Origin of the sequence: Porphyromonas gulae DSM 15663 (assembly GCF_000378065.1) — a bacterium.
Classification (GTDB): domain Bacteria; phylum Bacteroidota; class Bacteroidia; order Bacteroidales; family Porphyromonadaceae; genus Porphyromonas; species Porphyromonas gulae.
In genome coordinates, this window is record NZ_KB899149.1 from 66758 (window position 1) to 84951 (window position 18194).

Annotated in this window: 15 protein-coding genes and 1 pseudogene; 9 read left to right on the forward strand and 7 right to left on the reverse strand. The window is 50.9% G+C overall.

Going from position 1 to position 18194, the window contains the following annotated elements; translation table 11 throughout:
• Positions 1 to 9 precede the first annotated feature (9 nt).
• Positions 10 to 192, reverse strand: a pseudogene (locus F452_RS13185) (DUF1661 domain-containing protein); the annotation flags it as partial.
• Between the two features lie 22 nt (positions 193 to 214).
• Here F452_RS13185 and F452_RS13190 point away from each other — a divergent pair.
• The 6 genes from F452_RS13190 to F452_RS0101545 all read left to right on the forward strand — a co-directional run bounded on the left by F452_RS13190 (position 215) and on the right by F452_RS0101545 (position 6977).
• Positions 215 to 280: a DUF1661 domain-containing protein gene (locus F452_RS13190; RefSeq protein ID WP_230587194.1), complete on the forward strand. Its 66-nt coding sequence runs from the start codon at positions 215 to 217 to the stop codon at positions 278 to 280.
• Positions 281 to 489: 209 nt separating this feature from the next.
• The gene (locus F452_RS0101525; protein WP_018964502.1) at positions 490 to 2478 is read left to right on the forward strand and encodes an Ig-like domain-containing protein; all 1989 of its coding nucleotides are present in this window, start codon (positions 490 to 492) and stop codon (positions 2476 to 2478) included.
• Between the two features lie 63 nt (positions 2479 to 2541).
• Positions 2542 to 3444: a PCMD domain-containing protein gene (locus F452_RS0101530; RefSeq protein WP_018964503.1), complete on the forward strand. Its 903-nt coding sequence runs from the start codon at positions 2542 to 2544 to the stop codon at positions 3442 to 3444.
• 6 nt (positions 3445 to 3450) lie between these two features.
• Positions 3451 to 4236 carry a porin family protein gene (locus F452_RS0101535; protein WP_018964504.1) on the forward strand — a complete coding sequence of 262 codons (786 nt, stop codon included), beginning with the start codon at positions 3451 to 3453 and terminating at the stop codon, positions 4234 to 4236.
• Between the two features lie 96 nt (positions 4237 to 4332).
• Entirely contained in the window at positions 4333 to 5532 is a 1200-nt protein-coding gene (locus F452_RS0101540; RefSeq protein ID WP_018964505.1) for an L-serine ammonia-lyase, read from the forward strand.
• A complete protein-coding gene (locus tag F452_RS0101545; RefSeq protein WP_018964506.1) occupies positions 5532 to 6977 on the forward strand; it encodes a glycoside hydrolase family 27 protein in 1446 nt (481 codons plus the stop codon). Before F452_RS0101540 ends, F452_RS0101545 begins: the two co-directional genes overlap by 1 nt.
• 17 nt (positions 6978 to 6994) lie before the next feature.
• Here the strand turns inward: F452_RS0101545 and F452_RS0101550 are convergent, their stop codons facing one another.
• Together F452_RS0101550 and F452_RS0101555 are read right to left on the reverse strand one after the other, a co-directional pair.
• Positions 6995 to 8809: a DEAD/DEAH box helicase gene (locus F452_RS0101550; protein ID WP_018964507.1), complete on the reverse strand. Its 1815-nt coding sequence runs from the start codon at positions 8807 to 8809 to the stop codon at positions 6995 to 6997.
• 147 nt (positions 8810 to 8956) lie between these two features.
• The gene (locus F452_RS0101555) at positions 8957 to 9577 is read right to left on the reverse strand and encodes an SIS domain-containing protein (RefSeq protein ID WP_018964508.1); all 621 of its coding nucleotides are present in this window, start codon (positions 9575 to 9577) and stop codon (positions 8957 to 8959) included.
• Between the two features lie 199 nt (positions 9578 to 9776).
• Between F452_RS0101555 and F452_RS0101560 the strand changes: the two genes are divergently transcribed.
• Positions 9777 to 10994 (forward strand): M16 family metallopeptidase, encoded by a 1218-nt coding sequence (locus tag F452_RS0101560; RefSeq protein ID WP_018964509.1) that lies wholly within the window; start codon positions 9777 to 9779, stop codon positions 10992 to 10994.
• 33 nt (positions 10995 to 11027) lie between these two features.
• Positions 11028 to 11615 (forward strand): sugar O-acetyltransferase, encoded by a 588-nt coding sequence (locus tag F452_RS0101565; protein WP_018964510.1) that lies wholly within the window; start codon positions 11028 to 11030, stop codon positions 11613 to 11615.
• Between the two features lie 29 nt (positions 11616 to 11644).
• Here the strand turns inward: F452_RS0101565 and F452_RS0101570 are convergent, their stop codons facing one another.
• Genes F452_RS0101570 through cysS form a run of 4 tightly spaced genes read right to left on the reverse strand, consistent with a single transcriptional unit; the run spans position 11645 to position 16686 of the window.
• Positions 11645 to 13087, reverse strand: coding sequence for a PGN_1808 family fimbria major subunit (locus F452_RS0101570; RefSeq protein ID WP_026292095.1), 1443 nt, complete (start codon positions 13085 to 13087; stop codon positions 11645 to 11647).
• Positions 13088 to 13117: 30 nt separating this feature from the next.
• Positions 13118 to 14128 (reverse strand): glycosyltransferase, encoded by a 1011-nt coding sequence (locus F452_RS0101575; protein WP_018964512.1) that lies wholly within the window; start codon positions 14126 to 14128, stop codon positions 13118 to 13120.
• A gap of 10 nt (positions 14129 to 14138) precedes the next feature.
• The gene (locus tag F452_RS0101580) at positions 14139 to 15158 is read right to left on the reverse strand and encodes a patatin-like phospholipase family protein (protein WP_018964513.1); all 1020 of its coding nucleotides are present in this window, start codon (positions 15156 to 15158) and stop codon (positions 14139 to 14141) included.
• Positions 15159 to 15213: 55 nt separating this feature from the next.
• Complete coding sequence (gene cysS, locus F452_RS0101585; protein ID WP_018964514.1) at positions 15214 to 16686, reverse strand: cysteine--tRNA ligase; 1473 nt, start codon at positions 16684 to 16686, stop codon at positions 15214 to 15216.
• Positions 16687 to 16817: 131 nt separating this feature from the next.
• Between cysS and nhaA the strand changes: the two genes are divergently transcribed.
• A complete protein-coding gene (gene nhaA / locus F452_RS0101590; RefSeq protein ID WP_018964515.1) occupies positions 16818 to 18176 on the forward strand; it encodes a Na+/H+ antiporter NhaA in 1359 nt (452 codons plus the stop codon).
• The last annotated feature ends 18 nt before the right edge of the window (positions 18177 to 18194 follow it).

The following is an 18194-nucleotide window of genomic DNA, read 5'->3' on the forward strand; positions in this document are numbered from 1 at the left end:
AGGGCAAAGTTATCTAACAAGCCCGGAAAAGCAAGAAAAACGAGAAAAAATCTCACAAACAGCAGTCTTGCGTTCTTTGCAGGGAGCAAAAGATACACCATAAGAAAGATTGTAGACAAAAGAAGAATAACAAATCTCGAGCCGGAAATCGCCGGAAAGTCGCGCCGCAATCTTGAAAAAGTCGCGCCAAAATTTTTTCGTTTTGGTTCGGGTTTTGAAAAAATCTCGCGCGAGAGCGGAATTTTTCTCGCGCCACGTTTTTAGGAATGGCAAACAATAGTTTTCACGGACGAGAATGCAGAGCGAGGAGAGATGGCTGCAATGCTTTTGTATTGTTCGTCAAGGAGTAAAACCGCGCAAGAGGTTTTGTTCCTTCTTCCTGTGGCGTGTCGGAGCGGAGGAGGCCGCAAGGGCGGCTTTGGGCTGAGGGAGAAGTATCGGTCGAAAAACAGTATTTTTGTGGCCAAAGCACCTATATTTCTTGGGGTTATGAGAAAGAACCGTTTCGGCCGATTGCAGCTTGCCGTCGTGGCAGCTGTCGCTATAGGCTTGTGGATGCTCTCGGCATGTGCCAATATGGGTACGCCGGAGGGTGGCCCTTATGATGTGACACCCCCGCGTTTGCTCAGGGCTACGCCGGCGATGGGTAGCACGAAGCAAACAGGCAATAAGATCTCCCTCCTATTCGATGAAGCTATCCAGATATTGAAACAAAATGAGACGGTGATCGTCTCGCCACCACAGATCAAACAGCCGAAAATATCCGTCTATGGCCGCATGCTGACCATCGAGCTGCGCGACAATCTTCGCGATAGCACCACCTATACGATCGACTTTACAAACGGTTTGGCCGACAACAACGAAGGAAATATCCTGGAAAACTTCTGCTATGCTTTTTCCACCGGCGATGTGCTCGATTCGATGCAGATCGGCGGTCGGGTGATCGATGCTCTGACGCTGGAGCCGGTGGCAGGCATCTTGGTCGGCATTCATGAATCGGAAGCGGATACGGCTTTCACGAAGACTCCCTTTCTGCGTACCACGCTGACGGGAGAGGACGGTTCCTTTACGCTGAAAAATCTTCGCGACGGCCGCTACAAAGTCTTCGCGCTTCAGGATGCCGATCACGACTATGCCTACAGCCAGCTGTCCGAGGGCATCGCCTTCTCTCCGGATTGGTACCGTACCGAAGTGATAGATGGGACTTTCCCTTCCGATACGCTCTCGACCGATACCGATAAACGACTACCGGCGGATTCGGCAATGGTGGAAAAAGAAAAAGTGCCCTCTCCGAACGAGACGAGTGCCGAATCGGCAACTGCGGATACATCGCTTCGGCAGCAGCCTGTTCGATACCGCCCCGACAACGTTCTGCTCCGATTCTATACGTCCGACTTCCGTCGGGAATATCTATCGAAGAAAACTCGTCCCGATTCCGTACAAGTATCCCTGCTGTTCAATACAAGACCTGACACCATCCCGGCACTGCACCTGCTGGGAGAGCAAAAGGGAAAGAGCTGGTATTCGGCTATCAGAAAAGGCGAGACGGAGATCGTCTACTGGCTGACGGATAAAGAAATCTACAGCCGCGACACTTTGGCCTTTTCGGTCACTTACCCCAAAAGCGACTCGCTCAACATTCCACGACCACAGACGGACACCCTGCGGATGGCCAAGCCGAAACCCTCCGTACAACGCCGTCCGAAAGACGAAGCAGCAGCCTCTTCTGCTCCTCTTATGAATATATCCATCAAGAATAGTAGCAGCATAGCATCGGGTACTCCGGGCGATACCATCAGTATCATAGCGTCCCAACCGTTGGCTCTCGTGGATACGGCAGGCGTTTCCGTAGCACGTCAAGCGGATAGCTTGTGGCGCGATGTCCCGTTCAAGCTCCGTCCCGATTCGCTCAATCCACTGAAGTTCTTCATCGATGCCGGCTGGCAGATGGGGCAAAGCTACCGCATACGGATCGACTCGGCCGTCTGGCGAAGCGTGTACGACCGCTGGAACGCCCCTGTGGAGCAGATGTTTTCGTTCCTTCCGGAGGAGGACCTCAGCAGCCTGCTACTGAAGCTGTCGGGAGAGGCTGACAGTACTGCCGTAGTGGAACTGCTGAATAAGGGGGGAGAGCCCGTGGCAACAAAGAAAGCGGAACGGGGAGAAGTCCTCTTCCCGCACCTCAAGCCCGATGTCTACTATGCGCGCCTGTTTCTCGATGAGAATGGCAACGGTCGCTGGGATGCCGGCAACTACCCAACAAAGCAGCCCGAATGGGTGTTCTACTACCGCCAATCGTTTACCCTCAGGAAGAACTGGCAGCAGGTCGAAGACTGGGTAGTCACCCGTGAGCAGTATGCCGATCAGAAACCGGAAGCTATCCGAAAGGTAAAGCCCGCGGAGAAGCAAAAGCGCGACCTCAACAGGGAATACGAGGAGCGAATGGCTCGCAGATCGAAGAAAAAGAATAAGAAGTAACAAAGCATCATATCCTCCTCTGCGCAATCATCGTCCGATGTAGAGGAGAAGAATCACCACATAATGAAACGAAGATTTTCGACTATCGGCATACCGCTCATATTCGTTTTGGGAGCATTGCTGTCGGGGTGTTACGGATTCGATCCGATCAAGAATAAACAAAACAAGCTGAAAGAAGAACTCAATAACGGAGGCAACGAGGCTTCGCCCACTCCTCCGGAGGGACAGTCGGTATTCGATGTCCGTTTTTCCTTCGAGAAGTGGTCGGACACAACTCCTGCCCTGCCGTTGGGAGAAGGGGGATTTTCCTCCTCTTTTTGGGCTTCTGCCAGCAATGAGGGATTCAAGGCTATGCCCAATCCCACACTGCCGTACCCCGTCACACTCGCTGACGAAGGTTATCAGGGTCGTTGCGTGCGGATGCTTACCCGACCCGGGATCAAGGTATATGGCATGGGTAGCTATCTGGTGGCTGCATCGCTTTTCTCCGGTAAGGTCGATGTGTCGAAACTGATCTCTGCCCCACTGGAAGCCACTTACTTCGGGCACAGAGTCCGCCAGCGTCCGATTCGGTTGCGAGGTTACTATCGATACAAGGCCGGAAGCAAATACATCGATGGCAGCATAGGGCCGGATGCCGTGCTGGAAGGCAAAGACCAATGCACGATCGCCGGCGTATTCTATGAAGTAACTGAAGATACGCCCTACCTGAATGGCAAGAACCTCTATGCGGCACCGTCTATCGTATCCATTGCCAAAGTGATAGCGGATGATACGGATGGATGGCAGCCGTTCGATCTCACATTCCGATCCGTTGGCAATAAAGTCGTGGACTTGGCCAACAAGCAGTATCGCTTGGCTCTGGTCTTTTCGTCTTCATCGCGTGGAGACGAGTATATCGGCTCCGTGGACAGCGAACTGCTTGTCGATGAAATAATCCTTACGCTGACTACTTTACCCGAATAAAACGTTATGATCCGACGATATTTTCTTTTGATTGCTTGCTTTTGGAGCCTCTCTTTCATCCTGTCGGCTCAGGAGTCGAACGCTTCTGCCCGGCCGTCGCTCTGGGAGTTTTCCGGCAGGGTGGGTATGCATGTGGGAGCATCCACACCGGTACCCGTACCCAAAGCCATGGAGCACGTCTACGCATGGTACCCGCGGCTGAATCCGATGGTGCAACTGGGTGCTTCGCGTCGTCTGCGTGCCGGCAGTCCGTGGGCTGTGAACGTGGGTATAGCCGTAGAGAAAAAAGGCATGGAAGCTACCACACGAGTGAAATATATGAAAGTAGCTATCGTGTCGGACTCGCCTTATGCCGGCAATCCTGATGAAGAATATCCGGGACTATTCACCGGTGACAACAATACGGAGATACGGCTGGGCTATCTGACGATACCCGTACAGGCGGAATACAATATGCTCAAGGATAGACTCAAGCTGCGCGGAGGTCTCTATACATCCCTGGTGCTGGAGAGTTTCTTCCGTGTGATCATCGACGGTACGATGGTCTATGACGATCCCAAGCTGGGAACGGCACAGATGGATCTGCGCGAACTGAACTTCTCGGACAAGATAAAGGGAGCGGATTTCGGTTTCATAATAGGAGCCGACTATTATTTCGCCCGACAGATCGGTGCGTTTGCTGATGTCACATTCGGCCTGATTCCACTGACGGGTACACACTTCAAGGCTATTCCTTACCGGATGTATAACGTCTTCGCACGTATCGGATTCTCCTACAGACTCAATTACTGAGTACCCACACACACGGATCCGTCTGACGGGCCTTCGTTGGCTCTTTCAAAAATTATCACTCTTCATCACCTCGAAGCATAGTACAATACAAATACAATGGAATCGATAACCCAAATATATCGCATCGGCTACGGCCCGAGCAGTAGCCACACGATCGGCCCGCGTCGGGCTGCCGAGATGTTTCTCTATCGGAACCCCGAGGCGACCTCTTTCCGCGTTACGCTATACGGCAGCCTTGCTGCCACAGGCAAAGGACACCTCACGGATGCAGCTATCCTTGCCGTCTTGGAAGCGCAGGCTCCGACCGAGATCGTTTGGAAACCGGAGATCTTCCAAAGTTTTCACCCCAACGGCATGCTCTTCGAGAGCTTCGACAAAGAGGGTAAGCAGCTCGACGACTGGCTCATCTATAGTATCGGCGGCGGAGTCTTGGCCAACGAACACTTCAACGAACAGCGAGGCCGCGAGGTGTATCCGCTCAGCAAGATGACAGATATTCTCGACGAACTGAACAGACGCGGCCTAAGCTTTTGGGAGTATGTGGAAGAAAACGAAGACCCCGATATATGGGACTATTTGGCTGAGGTCTGGTCGGTAATGCGAAACGCCATCCAGGAGGGGCTTGATGCCGAGGGGGTGCTGCCGGGCGGACTGGGCGTTCGCCGGAAGGCCGCCAGCTATCTGATTCGTGCGCAAGGGTATTCGCCGGGTGTACGAAGCCGAGGCAATGTATATGCCTATGCTTTGGCCGTGAGCGAACAGAATGCATCGGGGGGAAAGATCGTGACGGCTCCTACATGCGGGTCGTGCGGCGTTGTGCCGGCGGTACTCCACCACCTCCAACAGACTCGTGAGTTCAGCGACAAACGTATATTGCGTGCACTGGCTACGGCCGGCCTTTTTGCCAATGTGGTACGCACCAATGCTTCTATTTCGGGAGCCGAAGTCGGCTGTCAGGGTGAAGTGGGCGTAGCCTGTGCCATGGGAGCGGCAGCCAGCAGCCAGCTATTCGGGGGTACTCTGTCCCAAATCGAATATGCTGCAGAGATGGCTTTGGAGCATCACCTCGGACTGACCTGCGACCCTGTGTGCGGATTGGTGCAGGTGCCTTGTATCGAGCGAAACGCCTTTGCGGCAGCACGAGCTTTGGATGCCAATACCTATGCCAACTTCAGCGACGGCAGACACCGTATTTCATTCGATCAGGTCGTGGAAGTGATGCGTCAGACGGGCAAGGATTTGCCGAGTCTGTATAAGGAAACCTCTCAGGGCGGATTGGCCATAGTACACTGCTGATGAAAAGGTGCGATTTCTTTCTGTTCGGAAAACTGACCGGCTTTCTTCTGGTTCTCTTCCTCGTATTTCCCTCCCTCTATGCGCTGAGTCCGACAGAGGGCAGTCCGCGTATTCTCTTGCCCGCACGATCTATCTGGCCTATGGATCGGGAATGGACTTTCAAGATACCCTATCTGGGATCGCGCCCCACGCATTGGGCTATCAAGCGTTTGCCCGAAGGATTTACATTCGATTCCCACGAAGGAATTATCCGCGGCAAGGCTTCTTCTCGTGTCGTATTCGAATTTGAAATATCGGCAGCCAACGAATCGGGAGCCGACAGTTGCATTTGGCAGGTGGAAGTAAGCCGGTATAATGGATTGGCTCCGGTTATGGGCTGGAGTACACGTTTGCTGAAAGAGAAAGAAATAAATGAACAGACCATTCTGGAGGTGGCCGATGCTATGCAAAGCAAAGGACTGGTTGCCGCCGGATATAACCATATCATCATAGAAAGCCATTGGCAGACGTCCGTGCGCGACAGCGAGGGGAGAATAAAGGCGGATCCTTCACGTTTTCCCCAAGGAATGAAGCATTTGGCCGATGAACTGCATCTTCGGGGTATGCGGCTCGGCCTTTCCTCCAATGCATCTCCGTTTAATGTGCATGGCTTGAGCGGCAGCTTTGAGAAAGAGGTGATAGATGCCGCCACATTCTCCGAGTGGGGTGTGGATTTTATCAAGTACGACTACTGCTGCTCACCTCCTATATCCATCGTTGCACAGCAACGCTATGGTGCCATGGGGCGTGCACTTGCAGCAACGGAACGCCCTCCTTTCTTCTCCGTATGCGAGTGGGGAGAGCTGATGCCTTGGTCATGGGGTATAACGGTGCGAGCCGGTAGCTGGCGTACCTCTTTCGATATTCAAGACAAGTGGAAAGCCGGTCGATATTCTAAGCGGGACAATGGTATTTGGGATGCAGCTATGATCAATTTGCGCTACGCCCAGCATGCCAATCGTGGCCGCGCGATCTCCGATCCGGATCTGCTATTGATAGGAAGCCCCTCCAACGGCTGTACGGCGGAAGAGTACCATGCGCAAATGCAAATGTGGGCGATGATGCGTGCTCCGCTGGTCTTTGCAGCCGATCCGCGTTCCCTATCGGCAGAGGCGGTAGCACTGCTGACGCACCCCGATCTGATTGCTATCGATCAGGATGCTTCTTTTCGTAATATCGAGGAGGAACGCCGTGCTGACGCTACACACCTGTGGACGCGTCAGCTGACGAAAGGAACGGCTGTCTTGGTTGTGAATGCAGGAGAAAGCCCAACGACAACGAGCATCGCTCCGCGCCCTGACTCATCATCTGCGTGGGACGTATCGCAAGCTGCTTATGTATCGCCGAGCGACTTGGAACGAATCGTTCTGCCGTCGCACGCAGCCCGACTGTTTATTTTCGAATAGCAGCTCTGCGCCGTTTTTTACTTCCGACGCTTGCGCTGCTTGGTGTCGAATTTGTCGTAGAAACGTCCTTCCGTCAGTTTCTCTTTGCGTCCTTTGTTTTTGCGTGAAGTGGGATTTTCGCTACGTCGCCCGTCCAAATCTTTGCGACGAGCGGAAAAGTTCTTATCTCCGCCTTTTTTCCCTCCGGCATAGTCTTTCTTGGCATCCGCATACTCTACATGGATGCGGCGACCATCCACTTCGTACCGATTGAGGGTTTCTACTACATTCTTGGCTTCGAACTCGTCTACATCGAAGAAAGCGAATCGGGGCATCAGGTCGATCCGTCCGATATTGACACGCCCCGGGATACAACGGTTGATCAGCTCGATCAGTCGGTTGGGAAACATTTGATCCATCTTTCCAAAGTTGATGAACAGACGAGTCATACCTTCTTCTGCTTCGCCGGCACCTCGTTTTCGGTTTTTGCGATCTGCCGAAGCCCCGTCTTTTTTCCTCTCGGTCACCTCTTCCACATCTTCGGCACGTCGGTAATAGTCGAGCATACGATTGAACTCCAACGCCATTACCCGACGAATCAATTCGTCTTTCTCGATCCATTCGAGCTTCTTGTTCACTTCGTTCAGGACAGAGTCGATAGCCGCCGTGTTCTCTATATCCACACGTTCTATACGGTCAGCCAGATTGAACAGCTGCTTTTCGCATATCTCCGCTCCGGAAGGGATGCGTGCACGTTCGATCTGCTTCTGCATCGTGCGCTCTATATTCTTGATTTTGCCTTTCTCCTTGACGTGGCAGATGGCGATCGAAAGACCTGTTTTTCCTGCACGGGCCGTACGACCGCTACGATGGGTGTAGCTCTCTACATCATCGGGAAGGCCAAAGTGAATCACATGGGTCAGGTCGTTCACATCCAATCCGCGGGCAGCCACATCGGTGGCAACGAGCAGTTGGAGATTGCGGACGCGAAATTTCTGCATCACGTAGTCGCGCTGAGCCTGACTGAGATCGCCATGAAGAGAATCTGCATTATAGCCGTCCTGAATCAGTTGATCGGCGATCTCCTGCGTTTCCTTGCGAGTGCGGCAGAATACAATGCCATAGATATTGGGATAGTAGTCGGCAATTCGCTTTAGTGCGAGATATTTGTGACGTGCCGATACCATATAATATAGATGCTTGATATTGGCATTGCCCTCATTCTTATTGCCAATGACGATTTCCTTCGGATTCTTCATGTACGAAGCTGCGATCTTGGAGATCTCTTTGGGCATCGTAGCCGAAAATAGCAACAGATGGCGTTCGGATGGAATATCTGCGAGGATTTGCTCCAGATCTTCTGCAAAGCCCATATTGAGCATTTCATCCGCTTCATCCAAGACCAGTGTATGAATTTCCGACAGACTGACGGCCTCGCGGCGCATCAGGTCGAGGAGACGGCCGGGCGTTGCCACGACGATTTGCACACCACGGCGCAAGGCTCTGACCTGAGCATCGATAGGCGTACCTCCGTAAACGGGCAGGATATGCACATCGGACAAATACTTGGAATAGCTGTTCAAGTCGTCAGCGATCTGGAGGCACAGTTCGCGAGTCGGGCAGAGTACCAAAGCCTGCGGTCGTCCTCCCGACAAATCTATCTTCTGGAGCAGAGGAAGGCCGAAAGCGGCAGTCTTGCCTGTGCCGGTCTGTGCCAAAGCGATCAGGTCGATGTCCTCTCCAAGGAGATAAGGTATTACTTCTTCCTGCACAGGCATGGGCTGTTCGAAGCCCAATTCGGCAATTGCCTTCAAAAACGGTTTGGCAATGCCTAATTCTTCAAATGTTTTCATTCTGTTTTGAGTGAGATGTTAGTATGGCCGACGGCCGGCATTGCACACCAACAACTCTCTTTCTGTGCATAACCTTCCGAGGGACCTTTCCGTCCTAATAATTCCGAAAAAGGAAAGAAATGGATTGAATAATGTGTGGCCGATAGTCTATCGCCCACATATTTCGCGACTTCTGTCGCCAAGATAACCGCCATGATGGCGACGTGCGTAATCCTCGAAACCGAAACCGATCTCCTGCATCGTACCTACGACCAGGACATCGCCGATCACCGTCATCACCGTCGTACTGGTAGTCGGAGTCATTCCCAAAGGACATACTTCGGCCGGATTACCGGTGGCCAGGCATACATCCACCTCTGCCGCAAGCCGGCTCTCGGGGTTACCTGTAATGAGGATGAATTTCGTATCGGGAACCAAGCGTTTGGTCAGTTCTACCAACTCCAGTACTTCGCGCGTTCGCCCCGAATTGCTGATCAGAAGCATAATATCACCGCTGCGCACCAAACCCAAATCGCCATGCTGGGCTTCGCTCGGATGAAGGAAGTATGCGGGGGTACCGGTGGAACTGAAAGTCGTGGCTATGTTGGCAGCAATCTGTCCGGCCTTGCCCATACCCGAAGTAATCAGCCGACCGTTAGAGCCATGCACCTGCCGAACAATGAGGTCGATAGCCGCCTTATAGTCGTTGTCTGCAGGGATGGCACGGATGGCTTCGGCTTCATGTGCCAGTATTTCGGAGATGGTTCGATTGTGTATTTCTGCCTTCATGCTCAATAAATTGCGCTGCAAAAGTATTTATTTAATTTTGCATATTATGCTTTTACGGCACTTTCTTTGCCCTAAATCTTATTCGATTTGGAAATGGAAGGGTGGCTAAGCAAAATGCAATTAAGCTAAAACATTGAGAAAAGCCCAGAAAGCATGATAGCCGGAAGGGCACTATGTAACAGATATTCCGAATTTATAAATGGATTATCAACTATACACGCTGCCGAGCGGTTTGCATGTGGTACATAAACCGCATGCCGGCGAAGTTACTTATGCCGGCTTTGCCATAGCCGTCGGCACACGCCACGAAAGTTCGCGGCACCATGGATTGGCGCATCTGACAGAACACATGCTTTTCAAAGGCACCAGCCTGCGCAATAGCCTTCAGATCATTCGTCGCATGGAAGAGGTCGGTGCCGAGCTTAATGCTTTCACCGAGAAAGAATCCACCTATGTGTACTGCATCTTTCCGAAAGCGCACTTCAACCGTGCCACCAATCTCCTTTTCGATATTGTACGGCATAGCCGATTCCCGGAAGAAGAATTGACCAAAGAGAAAACCGTTATTATCGACGAAATCAATTCTTATCGAGACAATCCCTCTGAACTCATATTCGACGAATTCGAGAATATCCTTTTCCGCCATCATCCTCTCGGACATAACATTCTCGGCACAGAGGCTTCTGTATCACGCATCACAGGACAAATAGGTCGTAACTTCCTCCATCGCTACTACCGGCCGGACAATATGATCTTCTTCCTGGCCGGAGAAGCAGACTTGTCCGATTTGCCTCTTAGTCCGGCAGAGAAAGTCTCCATCCATAATACCGATGGCACTCCTCTCCATACCCTCAGGGACGGTTTTCTGCCGCGTACCATCAGACGGCACAAGGATACCTACCAGCATCACATCCTCATGGGCGGTCCGGCCTATTCGCTCCACGACGACAGACGCATTCCGCTAAGTCTGCTTAATAATATCCTCGGAGGGCCGGGTATGAACTCCCGACTCAATCTCTCACTGCGTGAAGAGCATGGCTATGTCTATAACGTAGAGAGCAATTACACTCCCTATTCCGATACGGGAATCTTCAATATCTACCTCGGCTGTGCTCCCCGGCATGCGGAAGCAGCCATGGAGCTTGTCAGAAAAGAATTGTGCTATTTAATCGAACACCCTCTTTCTCCGATAGAGCTTGAATCCGCCAAGCGACAGTTCAAAGGGCAGCTCATCGTGTCCGCTGACAATAAGGAGTCCACATTCCTTTCACTGGGCAAGAGTATGCTTCTCTATGGCAAATACGATCCCCTTTCGGTTATCTTCCATCGTATCGATGCCATTACCTCTGATCGGCTCCGTGAGATTGCGGCCGAAGTGCTGGATCCTGATAGTATGCTTACGCTGATCTACTGCTAATCCGGGCTTGACTGCCCCGTCGCATCCCCAACCATGACAGAAAAAGAAAAAGCAGCCCTTGGCCTACTCTATAATCCCGGTTCTGATCCTGAGATGAAAGCCGAATTGCTGCACTGCAAAGAGCAGCTATTCCTCTTCAACGGAATGTCTCCTTCGAATTTATCGGAGCGAAAGGCTATCTTGAGCGATCTCTTCGCCCATCTCGGGCAGCGGACCCTTATCCTTAGTCCTTTTTTCTGCGACTACGGCTATAATATCAGTATAGGCGACGACTGTTTTGCCAATATGAATCTCGTCATTCTCGACTGCACCCGTGTAACGATCGGTAACCATGTGCTGATAGGCCCTAATGTGGGTATCTATACGGCCACACATCCGATGGATATAGACTCTCGTCGCGAAGGCTTGGAGTCAGCCTTTCCCATAGAGATCGGTAATGATGTATGGATAGGTGCCCATGCCTGCATCCTGCCGGGTGTAAGCATAGGAGACAGAGCCGTCATAGGAGCGGGAAGTGTGGTCACGCACGATATTCCGGCAGGTATGCTGGCCTATGGCAATCCATGCCGTGTGATAAGACAGACCCGCTCGCTGAAGGCTATCGGCTCAGAAAGGAGGTAAGGAGAGTTGCTCGTTTTCTCGGATCCTCCTTACAGATCTACATCCTGTTCGTGCCCGGTTGTCTGATTGACGGTGATGGATGTAGGTAGATAACCATCCTTTTCGACAGCTTCGGTAGTCGAAACAGGCGGTACAATCGGCGAACCGGCTCCTGTAATGGACTTTACAGAGAGGACATACTCATTGTTTCGTACGAGGCCGAAACGCCCGTAGGAATCTTTGTTAGGAGCTTTCTCGTCATCGAAATGGCGAATGGGGATGACATAATAGTTCTGCGATTTGTAATAGAACTGTATTCCATGACTGACGAACCCACCCGTATATACCAGTGAATCGTCAGCTTTCGCCTTCTTGATGCTGTCAGCCAGAGCCGTACCGGCAGAAGTCGGATTGTCCACATATTTTTTGAACTGTTCCAAGCTCATCTTTCTACCTTGAAACTCGATCCAGCCTTCATCCGGCTTCACGCCTGGGATACCATTAGGAACGTACTTTGCACGCAAGACTACTCTCGGCACGTAAGCTGTAAAGTAGTTTTTAGGGCCTACGGTCGATTCTTTTGTGTAGATCGCTGCTTGATTCAGATTGAAGTCCGCCTTTTTCTCCTGCATCTTAGCTGCTGCCACAGGATTGTCAAACATTTCTGCCTTGGCATACCCATAGATGTTGTTGTATGCTATACCGGCGGCTATCGATTCCTCTGCCCAGCTTGAGGCATAACGGTCAGCAAGAGGCGAATTATCTCCATACTCTTCATCGGCACCGGTCGAAAGTTTGGCCAAATGGCGCAAGGGATATATCCTTTGTGGTACTACATCGATGACATAGCGGGACAAATCGCCGGTGTACTCTCCGCCCGATATTGTCGGTTTTCCTACTACCAATACACGTGCCAGACACGGTTCCACTTTTACGGACAATCGCGATACCTCCGAAAGTTGGCTCTTTTTGTCCACAATCTGAGTAGACAGCAATTTGATTAACCCCTGATCGTTGGCCATGGTAACGGAATGTTCTGCCCCGGATGTAACGCTACCGCTCTCATAAGCGGCGAACGACTCCAAAAGCGTCTGATTCGTAGCTTGAATGGCTGTTGTAGCTGATAGTATTTCCGGAATAATAGCTGCATAGGAAGTACCACTATTGACCAAGACTGCCAGACGATAGTTCTGTTTGGGAATTTTGAGATCGAAAGAGAGGTCACTTGTCGGCTCAACGGTTCGACTTAGCAATAGTTTTGAATCAGTCTCATGAAAGAACAAGAAGGTAATGCGACGAATAGACCGAAGCGGATCATGTGTACCGCCCTCTCGGGAGAGATGCAGATTGGATCGCAAATCCAATGAGATATAACCCGAATCCGGCAGTTGTTCCATATCGTCACCGTTCGTCAGCATGGGGTGGTAGGAGCATGAGAATCCGACACATGCGAATGAGCAGCCAAGTAGTAGTGATTTTAATTTCGTAAGCATTGGTGTTAAAATTGATATTAAAAGAGAGGATTAGTCGTAAAAGGTTTTGTCGAAGGCTCTGAACTCTCGGTGTCCCAATACATAGCATCTCCAGCAAGCAATCAGAAATCCGCTACCATATCCCCATAGCTGCACGAAAGAGGCCGGTACGGCAAGAATGGCTATGCGTAGGGAGCGATTGGTATGCCAGGCATCCAGCAAGAACAGCAGTGCCAAAAGCAACAAAGGAAGCAATGACCATGGACAAAAGAACAGGCCGATCACCAGTATTGCACAGCCCAGCGTAAAGAGGGCCGGCAGCATGTGCACGGGTTTCATACTCCCGGGATGGCGTCTCTGCAAATGGATACGCGCAATACCGGAGTTGTACACCTGACGGAAGAACTTCTTGAAGTCGATCCTCCGTTTGTGGAATACAAAGGCTTCCGGAAACAGGCATACCTTGTATCCGGCCTTGAAAAGACGCAGACTGAAATCGATGTCCTCACCGAAGCGCATCTCTTCCGAAAAACCACCGAGTTGCTGATAGACCGAGCGTTTGCAGCCCAAATTGAAGCTGCGAGGATAGAATTTGTCCAGTCGTACTCCACTTCCTCCACGAATACCTCCGGTGGTGAAGAAAGAGGTCATCGCATAGTTAATGGCTTTCTGTACGGGTGAGAATCCTTCTGCAGCTGCATCAGGGCCACCGAAAGCATCTGCTTGTGTCTGCTCGATTCCTTTTTTTACTGCGGCTATATAGCCGCTCGGCAATACTAAATCGGAATCCAATATCAGCAGATATTCCCCCACCGCCATTCGTGCACCAATGTTGCGTGCAGAAGCCGGCCCTCCATTAGGCACTCTTACATACTGTATTCGGAGAAGATCTCTGAAACGATCCACTTCTTTGTCACAGCACACTGACGAACCGTCTTCGACGATGATCACTTCGAAGTCGCTATTCGTCTGTATAAGCAGGCTCTCCAGTAGCTCCCGTACTTCGTCGGGACGATTATAAACGGGGATAATAATAGAGAAGGCTGTAGGGGTCGTATCCATTCCTGCCGATTTATTTGTTGGCTTTTTCTTCGCTGTTATTGTACCACTCCAGATATGATTGAGTATAAGAGCGGCCGGATTCCAGCAAAGCTTTCTTCTGAGCATCGCTGATGGCAAAATCCGTAGTCTTTACTCCCAGCGTATCGATGTAAATAGTGCGTTGCCAGTCGTCACTGTGCAGGTGTACATCGTCCTGAGCAGAGAGCAGGGTGCCGAATAGCGACACGGTATAGTCGAAGAAGCTGTCGATGTCTCGATGAGGAGGTTCAGCATTGTCCCTGAAGAAGGCTATCTTCTCTTTGCTGTCGAGTCGGAAGCCCAATGTCTCCTTGTTGTATACGTAATCGGCAATCTTCCTGGGGCGTTCCTCCAGCTTCCTATTGATAGGTTCATAGTAGTCCGTTCGAGTAAAGTTCTTGGTTACATACTTGGTACGATCGAACACCTTGACGGGATAGTTGTTCAGCATACCCCCATCCACATATACATCGTTTCGGAAGTTGCGCTTAGCAGCGAAAAACAGTGGAATGGACATGGAAATACGTGCCGCATCGGCTATACAGATGCGAGGAGTATGTTCTGCCGAAAAGATCTCTGAGAAGCCTGTAGAAAGATTGGTGCCGATGAGAGAAATGTCGAGAAATTTCTTTTCTCCTTTCATCGCAGCCAGATCAGCAAAAGTGGATTCGCTATTGCCCGTTTTGGCCTTGATCAGATCGCCAATCCAATTGCGGAAGAAATCACCTTTGTACCAACCGAACTTCTCTATCAACCGTTTCGTATCCTGAATGATACCCCATGAATCGTCCATGAAGTTCTTGAAATTGAGACACCACATTATCTCTTTCACCTCACCCGGTGTATAACCCAGTCCGATGAGTACAGCCATGATGGCACCGGCCGATGTGCCGGCTACTCGTTTGATCTTGGGGAAAATCTTTTCTTCCTGCAGCACTTCGAGTGCACCGATATAGGCGATGCCTTTCACGCCGCCCCCTTCGAATACCAAATTCTTAAAAAAATAAGCCATAGGATAATAATTAGGTTACGGAAAGAACGGGTTAGACCGGGTTATCGATAGCAGGTCAATTCAATTTCCACTCTGCACCGTCTTTCGTATCTTTTATCGTAAATCCAAGAGCCGTGAGTTCGTCGCGGATCTTATCGCTTGTCGCCCAATCCTTACGAGCTTTGGCTTCGGCTCGGATACTTAGGAGCAAATCCATCGCTTTGCCGAAAGCTTCGCTACCGCCGGCAGAAGACACCCTTTCATCGCGCATACCGAGCAGGTCGAAGAGGAAGAGACGGAATGTTGTACGTAGTTCCTCCAAGTCGGAAGAAGTAATGGTGCCTTGTCCATTGTGCACAGCATTGATTGCACGCGCAGCATCGAAGAGGGCTGCTATTACCATCGGACTGTTCAGATCATCGTTCATGGCATCGTAGCAACGCTTACGCAGGTCGCTCACCTCCACGGAGGTCGTGTCGGCAGTCTTCAATCCATCGAGCAAGGCTGCTGCATCCAGCAATCGTTCCAAACCCTTCTCTGCTGCCTCCAAAGCTTCGTTGCTGAAGTCTACGGTGCCTCGATAGTGGGCACCGAGAATAAAGAAGCGTATGGTCATGGGTGAATAAGCCTTGTGAAGACTCGGATGCGATCCGGAGAAAAACTCTTCGAGTGTGATGAAGTTGCCCAGGCTTTTACCCATTTTCTGCCCGTTGATGGTAATCATGTTGTTGTGCATCCAATAGCGTACGATAGGGTGCCCCTGTGAGGCAACTGCCTGTGCTATCTCGCATTCGTGATGGGGAAATACGAGGTCCATTCCTCCACCATGTATATCGAACTCTTCACCGAGATATTTGCGCCCCATGGCCGTACATTCGCAGTGCCAGCCCGGGAATCCCATACCCCAAGGACTCGGCCAACGCATGATATGCTCGGGCTGAGCAGCCTTCCAGAGAGCAAAGTCCACGCCGTTTCGCTTTTCGTCCTGCCCATCGAGCCTGCGAGTATTATTGATCATCTCTTCTATGTTCCGACCGCTCAGTACTCCGTAGCGATGGTCTTGATTGTATTTTTCCACATCGAAATAGACCGATCCGCAACTTTCATAGGCATAGCCCGCTTTCAGTATTTGCTTGACCAGTTCGATCTGCTCGATGATATGACCCGAAGCCATCGGTTCTATACTCGGAGGCAACACATTGAGAGCTTCCATGGCATGGCGATAACGCGTGAGGTAGTACTGCACTACTTCCATCGGTTCAAGCTGTTCGAGGCGTGCCTTCTTGGCGATTTTGTCTTCTCCTTCGTCTGCATCGTGTTCCAGATGGCCTACATCGGTAATGTTGCGTACGTAGCGCACTTGATAGCCCAAATGCCGGAGATAGCGGTATAGGAGATCGAATGTGATGGCCGGACGGGCATGTCCCAAGTGGGCATCTCCGTAGACCGTAGGGCCACACACATAGAGTCCGACATGAGGTTCATGGATAGGCTCGAATCGCTCTTTCTTGCGATGGAGCGTATTATAAATTTCCAAAGGATGTTCCATTATAATTGTGGGTTAAGCATGCATATATTACAAAGGTAGCACAGTTTTTAATTAACTTTGCGTAATAGCGTCTGTAAAACAGATTAGCTAAAGATGTTATTTGAGTCTTTCTTTTAGATCGAAAAAAAGATATGAAACAGACTTTTCGCTTTATCAAACCGATTGAACGAATTACTCACCTGAAGCCGAATGCTACGATGATGCTCTTCTTGGCTTCGGTGTTGGCTGTCATCATGGCCAATAGTTCGTTGAGTTCTATCTATCATGAAATTTTGGAGTACCCTATCAATCTTACGATCGGAGGTCGTGAGATCTTTTCTCATCATGGAGAGACCATGACTTTGCTCCAGTTTGTGAACGATGTGCTGATGGTCATTTTCTTCCTTGCTGTCGGTTTGGAGATCAAGCAGGAGGTTTTGGTAGGCGAATTGTCCTCTTTCAAGAAAGCCATGCTTCCTATCGTGGGTGCCGTAGGAGGGATGATCGTCCCCATCCTCTTCTTCCTGCTGGTCGTTCACGAAGGCCCCGGAGCACGAGGAGCTGCTATTCCCATGGCTACAGATATAGCCTTTGCTTTGGCGGCCTTGGCTGCTTTGGGAAGTCGGGTGCCACCAAGTCTGAAGGTATTCCTGACGGCTTTGGCCGTCGCGGATGACATAGGCGGTATCATCATTATCGCCGTCTTCTACAGTTCTCATATTAACTTAGGGATGTTGGCCATTGCCTTCGGTATCCTCTTCCTCATGTACCTGATGGGGCGTATGCACGTGAGCCGGTTAGGGCTGTACTTCGTCTGTACATTCTTCGTTTGGCTCTTTTTCCTCCAGAGTGGGATCCATACCACTATAGCCGGTGTGTTGGCAGCTTTCATGATTCCGGCTCGTCCCGGTTTGCATGCCAAAAACCTTCGTGCCGAGATGCGTTCCCTGTTCGAGGCAATGCCCAATGATAAGATCCGACAGTCGGGCACTTCTATGATATTGAGCCATAACCAAATCAACGTGATCAACTCCATGCGTAAGGCTGCACGCAGTGCCATCAGTCCGCTGCAACTCATGGAGGAACTTCTCAGCCCGATAGTAGGCTACTTCGTGCTGCCACTCTTCGCCTTTGCCAATGCCGGCATCACACTTGGAGGAGTCACTGCCGATGCCTTGTGGGGTGTGCCGATGGCTGTATTCTTGGGATTGTTTGTCGGGAAACCTCTGGGTATCTACTTTTTCTCCTATGGCTTTGTCAAGATGAAGTTCTGCCCTTGGCCCGAAGGAATGAGCCGTATCAACCTGATGGCCGTCTCCTTGTTCGGGGGCATCGGCTTCACCGTTTCGCTCTTTATCGCTACTCTTTCTTACACAACGCCTGAGCATATGCACTTCCTCAATGAAGCTAAGCTCGGCATTTTCGCCGCTTCGATTCTCGCTGCTGTGGTCGGTATCTTTACCTTGCGATATGAGCTGAATCTGGAAAATGCCAAGGCGCAAAAGAGCTGAGAGGTATTTGAAAGGATC